This window comes from Streptomyces sp. NPDC058221 (assembly GCF_042882365.1).
Lineage (GTDB): Bacteria > Actinomycetota > Actinomycetes > Streptomycetales > Streptomycetaceae > Streptomyces.
On record NZ_JBHVWF010000231.1, the window covers coordinates 1 to 8359 of the forward strand.

Genomic DNA, 8359 nt, shown 5'->3' on the forward strand with positions numbered 1-8359 from the left:
GTGCCCGGCCGGGTCCCCTTCGCGGGACCGGCCGGGCACGGCCTGTCAGGACGGGAGCCGGGCGCAACCGGTCCGCACCGCACCGGCGTTCAGCCCTCGCCGAGGATGCCTGCCCGGCCGCTATACCAACGGCTTGACCGACATCAGCAGGTGCTGGTGGGCCGGCGGCACCGCCCCTTCCTCCGTGACCGCAGGACTCGTCGCCTCCTCGCGCGACGCATGCCCGGTGACCATGGCGCGCTGCCCGGGGCCCATCATCCGGAACCGGACGACCGGGGTGTCGAACGAGGACAACGCGTCCATCAGATAGGAAGGGTTGAAGGCGACCGTGAAATTCTCGGGCCCCGCCAGCCGGGCGGAGAGCCGCTGGAACGCCACGTCGTCCTCGTAACCCGCCTGGAGCAGCACCGAGTCGTCGCGGAAGGCGAACTGGAGCGGACTGTCCCCGTCGGCCACCACCGAGACCCGCTTCACGGCCTCGACCAGCGGCTCACGCTCGATCACCGCCGTGACCGGGTCCGCCATCGCGAACAGCTTGTCGTGGCGCGGCAGTCGGCCGTCCAGGAGGCGGACCGTCGTGCGCATCCCGGCCAGCTCGAAGCCGGCCGACCCGCTGTCCAGCGCGAGACTGACCGCGCCCGCACGGCCGAAGGAGCGGGCGATCTCACCGATCCTGCGGGCCGAGACCACGACATCGGCCGAGACGCCGGCCGCCGCGGGCTTCCACCTGAGCGTGCGCACCGCGAAGCGGTAGCGGTCGGTGGCCGCCAGAGTCATCCGGTCGCCGTCGAGGCCCAGCCGGATCCCGGTGAGCGTGGGCAGGGTGTCGTCCCGGCCGGCCGCCACCGTCACATCCGCGACGGCCTCCGCGAACTCCTCGGCGTCCACCGCGCCGAGGACCGCCGGCAGCGGCGGCAGCGACGGGTAGTCGTCGAGCGGCAGTACCGACAGGCCGAATCCGGCGCCGCTGCCCGTCACCGTGAACCGGGAGCCCTCGACCGCGCACTCCACCGCCCCCTCGGGCAGCACCCGGCACACGTCCAGCAGCCGCCGGCCCATGACCAGCACCTTGCCCGGCCGCAGGATCCCGGCGTCCACCTCGATACGGGCCGACGCCTCGTAGTCGAGGCCGGAGACGCACAGCCGTCCGTCCGCCGCCTCCAGCAGCAGACCGCCGAGCACGGGAACGGGTGACCGCGTGGGCAGCACCCGGGCCGCCCAGGCAACGGTGTCGGCGAGCGCGCCGCGCTCGATCCGGAACTCCACGGTGATGACCTCTCCTCGGCGTCGAACGACCGTCTCTGGTCCTCGACGCTAAGGGGCACCACTGACAACGCGGCCGGGAGGCGGTTGCGGCCGACGACAGCGGCCACCCCCGTGGGCCGCTGCCGTCGTCCCCCGTGCCTCTCCCCCGAAAGGCCCGCAACCGCGTTCGGACTGTAGGTCTCGGGGTAGGGGCCGGTAAAGATTCAGATCGCACTGTGTGGACAGCCGGAGGTATCAGTCCGCACAACCGAACCGGTACGCTTCACTCCGGTTTCTGGCAGGAGCGGGGGGAGTGTGCACGCGCGCAGGCGGGCCGACGACGTCATCCGGATGCACGGGCTGGCCCGCGCGGGCGGCTCGCAGGAGCTGCTGCGCTGGGTGTCCGGGCGGGCCGGAGGCTGGGCCGGCCTGCTCGGCGGCGACGGCACGATCCTGCACGGCGTCACCCGGGACCCGGAGGCCGCGAGCACCGGATCGGCCGCGCTGGCGGCCGAGGGCGCGCGGGAGCTGACGGAGCTCGGCGCCCGCTCCCTCTCGTTCGACCGGGGGCCGCACACGGCCCTGCTGTTCTCCCTTGACGGGCCGCAGGACACCGTCCGCCCGGTGCTCGCCGTGGTCGGCCGACGCCCGCTCCCGGACGGGCTGGCGACGCTCCTCGCCGATATCGCTCTGCCGCTCGCGATGTGCTGGGCGGCCGAGACCGTCGAACGCAAGCGTCGTCGCGTCGATCTGGCGGAGTCCCGCGGCCGCGAGGCGGTGCTGCATCTGCTCATGACCGGCCAGCTCTCCCTCGCACACCAGGTGGCCGGCGCCCTGAAGCCGGCCCTGCCCGACCCGGTCCGGGTCTGCGTCGTCGAGTGCCCGGGCGGGAGCCGGGACGAGGTGGCCCGGATCTGCACGGACCTCTCCGGCGGGCGGTCCTGGATCGTGCGGTGCCCGGTCTACGCGCGCCATCTGATCCTCGTCGTGCCGGCCGGACCGGAACCGGCCGACGGACAGCTCGGCCCGGAGGTCGCGGCGGTGGTGGACGACTGCGTCGTGGGCATCAGCGAGGACGTGCCGCTGTCCGACACCGCGACCGCGTACCGCCAGGCCTTCCACGCGCTGGCCGTGGCCCGCGGGCTGCCCGGCCGGCACACCCGCTTCGGCTCGGCCCCCGAACCCGCGCTGGTGGTCGGCGCCGAGGGGGCGCGGTGGGCCGACGCGCTGCTGGCCCCGCTGCTCGGCCACCTGCCGCGACGCAGCCAGGACCCGGGCAGCCAGGAGCTCTCGGCGACCCTCGCGTCCTGGCTTGCGTTCTCCTCGCACGCGACCGGCCATCTGAAGATCCACCGCAACACCCTGGCCGCCCGGCTGCGGCTGATCGGTGAGCTGCTGGGCCTGGATCTGGAGCGGCTCGCCGACCAGGCCGCGCTCGACCTGGCGCTGGCCGTCCGCGCCACGCCCGCCCTGCCCCGGCCCGGCCGCACCTCGGCGCCCGTCCTGTCGCTGGACGAGATCCTGCGCACCCCGGCCGTCCGCTCCTGGGCCACCCAGCAGTTGCGTCCGCTGGGCGACCCCGGAGCTGCGGCCGGCCCCGCCGGCCCGTACACCACACTGCGCACCTGGCTGGAGCACGAGGGGCGGCTGGGGCCGGCCGCCACGGCCCTGGGCATCTCCGTGCCGGGCCTCCGCAAGCGCCTCACCCGGCTGGAGACCGTGCTCCAGCGTTCGCTCCTGCGCTCGCCGAGCGCGCGCTACGACCTGTGGCTGGCGTTCCGGGCGATGGACCTGGCCGAAGGCCCGGCCCGCGGCTGACAGCCGAACGGGGGACGCCTCCGGCCGTCAGGCCCGGACGCGCCCCCCGTACCGGGGAGTTCAGCTGGTCAGCAGCTCAGGTTCGAACCGGGCGTGGTGCCGAGGATCGACACGAACGCCTGGTACTTGTCGATACGGCTCTGCACTTGGCCGGGGTTGCCCCCGTTGCACTCGATGGAGCCGTTGATGGAGCGGATCGTCTCACCGAATCCGGCGCCGTTCACCATGGCGTTGTGGGGGGTCATGGTGCCGGGGCCGGTCTGGGTGTTCCAGTACCAGAGGCCGGTCTTCCAGGCCACCGCCGCGTCCTGCTCGACCAGGTAGGGGTTGTTCAGCAGGTCGATACCGAGGGCGTCACCGGCGGCCTTGTAGTTGAAGTTCCAGCTGAGCTGGATCGGGCCGCGGCCGTAGTACGCGGCCGTCCCGGCGGGGCAGCCGTAGGACTGGCTGGTGTCGCAGTAGTGCGGGTAGTTGGACGTGTCCTGCTCCACCACGTACACCAGACCGCCCGTCTCATGGCTGACGTTGGCGAGGAACGCGGCGGCTTCCTGCTTCTTCACCGTGTCGTCGCCGGTGTTGGCGAAGCCCGGGTAGGCGTCCAGCGCGGCGGTCAGCCCGCTGTAGGTGTAGAAGGGGTTCCGGCCCGGGAACATCTGGTCGAACTGCGCCTCGCTGACGATGAAGTCCGCGGACGTGCCGGGGTCACCCGGATCCGTACTGCCGCTTCCGCAACTGCCCTGGTCGGCCCAGACGTCGGAACTGCCCGGGGCCTCGTTCTGGGTCCACCACCCGGCGGTCCAGTTGTGCCCGTTGTACGAGGCGGATCCGCCGCCGTTGTAGACGGACGAGGAGTTCCAGGCAGCCGCACAGTCGGCCGCCGATGCGGTGGTGGCGGGAAGGATGACGACCGTCGCGACGACCGCGCCCAGCGCGGCGAGCAGGCCCATGACGCGTCTGATCATGTGAGCACTCCTTAGGCGCGGCGCACCGAGCTCATCGGTGCGCCGCCATGGGGGGTGCCCGACACTCAAGCGCTGCTGGTCTGAACCTGTCAAGGTCTAGACCAACGTAAGGATTTCCTGCCGCCGGACCGCCCGCGGGGGAAGGGCACACCATCCGCCCCACCACACCGCCCCCAACAGGACTGATTCCGGAGGGAGTCGCTCCGCAACGCCGCCCGGAACGGCTGCAGGCCCGAAGGTAAAACCTTCGGGCCTGTCCAGCATGCGGACACCGTACTGTCCGGCCGGTCAGCCGCACATCCGTCCGCGCACCGTCAGCAGGTGAGCCCGGAGCCGGGGTCCGTCCCGATGATGCCGGTGATCCGCTCGTACTTGGCGACCCGCGCCTGCACCGAATCGGGGTTCCCGCCGTCGCACTCCAGCGCCCCGTTGAGCGAGCGGATCGTCTCACCGAAGCCCGCGCCGCCGACCATGGCGTCGTGCGAGGTCATGGTGCCGGGCCCGTTCTGGGTGTTCCAGTACCAGAGCGCGGTCTGCCAGGCGACCGACGGATCCTGCTCGACCAGCCACGGGTTGTTCAGCAGGTCCAGACCCAGCGCGTCACCGGCGGCCTTGTAGTTGAAGTTCCAGCTGAACATGATCGGCCCGCGGCCGTAGTACGCGGACTGTCCGGCCGGGCAGCCGAACGGCTGGCTGTAGTCGCACTTGATCCAGTAGTTGGCCTCGTTGATCTCCTTCACGTACTGGAGACCGACGGACTCGAAGTCGGCGTGCGTCAGGAACGCCGCCGCCTCCCGGCTCCTGGTCGACTCGGTACCGGTGTTGGCGAAGCGCGGGTAGGCGTGCAGCGCGTCGATCAGCCCCTGGTACGTGTAGAAGGGGTCGCGGTCCGGGAAGATCCGGTCGAACTCGGCCTCGCTGATGACGAAGTCAAAGACCCTGCCCGTACAGGTCCCGCGGTCCTCCCAGACGGTGGTGGCGCCCGGATTCTCGTTCTGCGTCCACCACTTGGCCGTCCAGTTGCGGCCGTGGTGCGAGACGGATCCGCCGGCCGTGTACGCGGTCGAGGAACTCCACAGGGGCGCGCACGCGGTCGTGGGGGAGGCTGCCGGGGCGGTGTCCGCGGCCGAGGCCGTGGCGGCGGGAAGGAAGGCTGCCGTCGCGATGACGGCGCTCAGTACGGTCAGAACGCTCTTGATGCGGTTCAGCGCTGCTCACTCCTTCGACGGGGAACGGTTCGGCCGGGCATCGTCCCGGACACCCAACCCCGATTGGTCTGGACCTGTCAAGGTCTGGACCAACGGCTCCCGCTCGTACGCCTGTTGGCCATCCGGCGGCCATCCTCCGTCCTCCCCGCGCGCTTACCGTGACCCGCGCGCCCGAACCCCGGATGGCGTTCGACAGGCAGGGGGAACCCGACCGTGGAGTGGTTCAGCGCCGAGAACATCGTGGCCGTGCTCACCGCCGTACTGGGCGTCCTCGTCTCCATCGGTGTGCTCTGGTACGAACGCCGGGTACCCCGCCGCAAGCGCATCGGCTACCGGGTGCAAATGGACACCCCGATCGGCAGCGGGGTCAGCCAGGGGCGGGCCAATGTGCGGCTCGGGCTCTTCAGCGAGACCCCCGACATGTCCGACGCCACGCTCGTCCTGCTGCGCGTCGAGAACGACGGCTCGCAGTCCATCGCCCGCGGCGACTACACCGGGCCCGACGAACAACTCCACGGACTGACCGTCGAATTCAGCGAACGCACGGTCCGCGGTATCGCCGTCACCCATTCGAACGGCTCCGACCACCTCATGGACCACTTCACCCCGGCCGGCGGGATGCGGCACAGCGGCTCCCTCATCAGGCTGCCGCGCGTACCGCTGAACCGGGGCGAGCACTTCAAGCTCCTGGTCCTGCTGACCGGTTCACGGGTGGGCAGTCCGATCCGGGTCACCGGCGGCATCCGGGACGGCGAGGTGACGCCCAACAAGGCGGCGCGTCCCGACGAGAAGCCCCCGATGTTCGGCCGGGCCGCCCGGTTCATCACCGTCGCCCTGACCGTCTGCGTCGTCACGCTGGCCTCCATCATCCTGGTGCGCGACGACACCCCGCCCCCCATCGGCTGCGCCCGCGGCGAGCTGACGGTGACCGGTTCCACCGCCTTCGCACCGGTGCTGCGGGAGCTGGCGACGAAGTACGGCAAGGCCTGCGACGGCGCCACCGTCACCGTGGACGCGCACGGCAGCACGGCCGGGATAAGAGAACTGGCCGACCGGGGCGCCGAGCCGGGGACGCCGGGCGCGGGGAAGTCCGGGTCCGGGAAGTCCGGGTCCGGGAAGCCCGGGTCGGGGAAGTCCGGGTCGCCCGCCCTCGTCGCCTTCTCCGACGGCCCCAAGCCGAGCGGCTTCCCGCAACTGCGCGAGAGCCGGGTCGCCGTCTCGCTGTTCCGCCTGGTCGTCAACGACCGGATCCCGCTGAAGAATCTGACCGGCGACACCGTCCGCCGGATCTACCGCGGCGACGTGCGCAACTGGAAGGAGCTGGGCGGCCCGGACCTCCCCGTGCTGCTGGTCAGCCGCGACGCCAACTCCGGTACCCGCGAGGTCTTCCAGCGCCGGGTCCTGGGCCGCAACGAGCCCGCCCAGTCCTCCCGCGACTGCGCCACGAAGGACGACCCGCAGGCTTCCGTCATCCGCTGCGAACTCGACTCCACCGAACAGGTCCTGGCCGAGGTCGGCCGGCTCGGCGGTGCGATCGGCTACAGCGAGCTGCGCTCCGGCACCAAGCCGGCCGGGGCCCACCAGATCGCCATCGACGGCACCACCCCGTCCGTCGACACGATCGGCACCAGCAGCTACCCGTACCGGGAGATCGAGTACGCCTACACCTACGGCAGCCCGCCCGCCGACTCGCTGGCCTCCAGCTTCCTGGCCTACCTCAGCCGGGGCAGCGGCCAGGACGTCATCCGCACCCATGGCCATCTGCCGTGCGCGACGCCCGAGGGGCTGCGGATCTGCGGCGAGGAGTAGGGGCGGGGATACGGGCGGCCGCACGGGCCGGGCCCCTTGAGCGAGGTCGCGCTCAAGGGGCCCGGTGTTCCTGCGGAACGGCTCCGACGTGACTCCGGCGTGCTTACGAAGTGACGTTGTAGACCTTGGAGCAGTACAGCCCCGCGCTGTTGCTGCCGATGCACGCCCAGAACGTGTACGTCTTGTTCTCGGCGAGGTTGCGGTGCGCGGTCGCCGTGTACGGGGAGTTGTGGCCCCCGGTGTCGGCGATGAGGTACGGGTTGGCGGTCACGTACCCGGAAATGCCGTAGCCGTCCGCCTTGGAGTCCTTGGCGGTCAGCTTGTCCCCGTTGGCCGTCCACTTCACCGTGCCGGCGGTGGTGCCACCGGTCTTGATGACGATGGAACGGGATCCGTCGCTCGCCATGCCGCTGACGGTGAACGAGGCGGTCGGCGCCGCCGAGGCGGAACCCGCGCCCATCGTCAGAGCGGCGCCGGTCACGACAGCCGCGGTGGTGAGAACGGTCAGAGCTCGCTTGCGAATGGAAGTGGTCATCTTCCCCCCAAATCAGATACCGATATCGGTCGGCATGATCATACTCGACCAGATGTTCGGATGTGGGGGGATTTCAGCTTTCCTTGAGCAGCGGATCGATCATCTTGTGCAGCTTCTTGTCGTCGATCGATGTGAGCGCCCGGCCGGCGATCTTGCCGTCCCGGTCCAGGACGACCGTGGAGGGGATGGACTGGGGCGTCAGTGTGCCCTTGGGGAATCCGGAGAGGAGGAGCTTCCCGATCGGGTCGTACAGGCTCGGGTACGACATGCCGAAGTCGTCCTCGAACGCCTTGGAGAGACTCTTGTCGTCGTCACGGGCGTTGATGCCGACGAATTCGACGCCCTTGGCCTTCATCTCCTTGGCGACCTTGTTGAAATACGGGGCCTCGGCCCGGCACGGCGGGCACCAGGAACCCCAGGCGTTGATCACGACCACCTTGCCGTGGAGGTCGGCGACATCGAGGTGCTTGCCCTCGATCGTCTCGCCCTTGATCTGGCCGACGGCCTTCCGCTCCCCCTTGGCGACCTTCGAGATGCCGCCCGTACTCGTCACGTAGTTCGTCTGACCGCCGCCTCCGGACGTGCTGCCGCCACAGGCGGACAGGGAGAACGAGGCAACTGTGACGATCGCGGTCAGTGCGACGGCGCGGGAGACGGTCCTGGGGGTCATGTGAAGAGTTTCCCATGGGCCCGTGAGGCACTCCCTGGCGGCCTCGCGGTCCCTGCCGCGGCCCGTGTCCCACCGGGAACCGGACGCGGCGGCGGCCGGCAGTGATGACTGC

At 70.8% G+C, this 8359-nt stretch carries 7 protein-coding genes; 2 read left to right on the forward strand and 5 right to left on the reverse strand.

The window, feature by feature from the left end:
• Positions 1–120 precede the first annotated feature (120 nt).
• Positions 121–1266 carry a DNA polymerase III subunit beta gene (gene dnaN / locus ACFVW8_RS37120; protein WP_389698096.1) on the reverse strand — a complete coding sequence of 382 codons (1146 nt, stop codon included), beginning with the start codon at positions 1264–1266 and terminating at the stop codon, positions 121–123.
• 330 nt (positions 1267–1596) lie between these two features.
• Here dnaN and ACFVW8_RS37125 point away from each other — a divergent pair, with 330 nt between their 5' ends.
• Positions 1597–3063: a helix-turn-helix domain-containing protein gene (locus tag ACFVW8_RS37125; protein ID WP_389698106.1), complete on the forward strand. Its 1467-nt coding sequence runs from the start codon at positions 1597–1599 to the stop codon at positions 3061–3063.
• A gap of 68 nt (positions 3064–3131) precedes the next feature.
• On the opposite strand, the gene ACFVW8_RS37130 is transcribed toward ACFVW8_RS37125, so the two are convergent.
• Complete coding sequence (locus ACFVW8_RS37130; RefSeq protein WP_389698098.1) at positions 3132–4025, reverse strand: glycoside hydrolase family 19 protein; 894 nt, start codon at positions 4023–4025, stop codon at positions 3132–3134.
• A 314-nt stretch (positions 4026–4339) separates the two neighbouring features.
• A complete protein-coding gene (locus tag ACFVW8_RS37135; RefSeq protein ID WP_389698108.1) occupies positions 4340–5233 on the reverse strand; it encodes a glycoside hydrolase family 19 protein in 894 nt (297 codons plus the stop codon).
• Between the two features lie 213 nt (positions 5234–5446).
• Here ACFVW8_RS37135 and ACFVW8_RS37140 point away from each other — a divergent pair, with 213 nt between their 5' ends.
• The gene (locus tag ACFVW8_RS37140) at positions 5447–7042 is read left to right on the forward strand and encodes a substrate-binding domain-containing protein (protein WP_389698100.1); all 1596 of its coding nucleotides are present in this window, start codon (positions 5447–5449) and stop codon (positions 7040–7042) included.
• Between the two features lie 103 nt (positions 7043–7145).
• Here the strand turns inward: ACFVW8_RS37140 and ACFVW8_RS37145 are convergent, their stop codons facing one another.
• Both ACFVW8_RS37145 and ACFVW8_RS37150 read right to left on the reverse strand, forming a co-directional pair.
• Positions 7146–7577 (reverse strand): hypothetical protein, encoded by a 432-nt coding sequence (locus ACFVW8_RS37145; RefSeq protein ID WP_389698102.1) that lies wholly within the window; start codon positions 7575–7577, stop codon positions 7146–7148.
• Between the two features lie 73 nt (positions 7578–7650).
• On the reverse strand, positions 7651–8247 hold the full coding sequence (locus ACFVW8_RS37150) for a TlpA family protein disulfide reductase (RefSeq protein WP_389698104.1): 597 nt from the start codon (positions 8245–8247) through the stop codon (positions 7651–7653).
• Positions 8248–8359 lie beyond the last annotated feature (112 nt).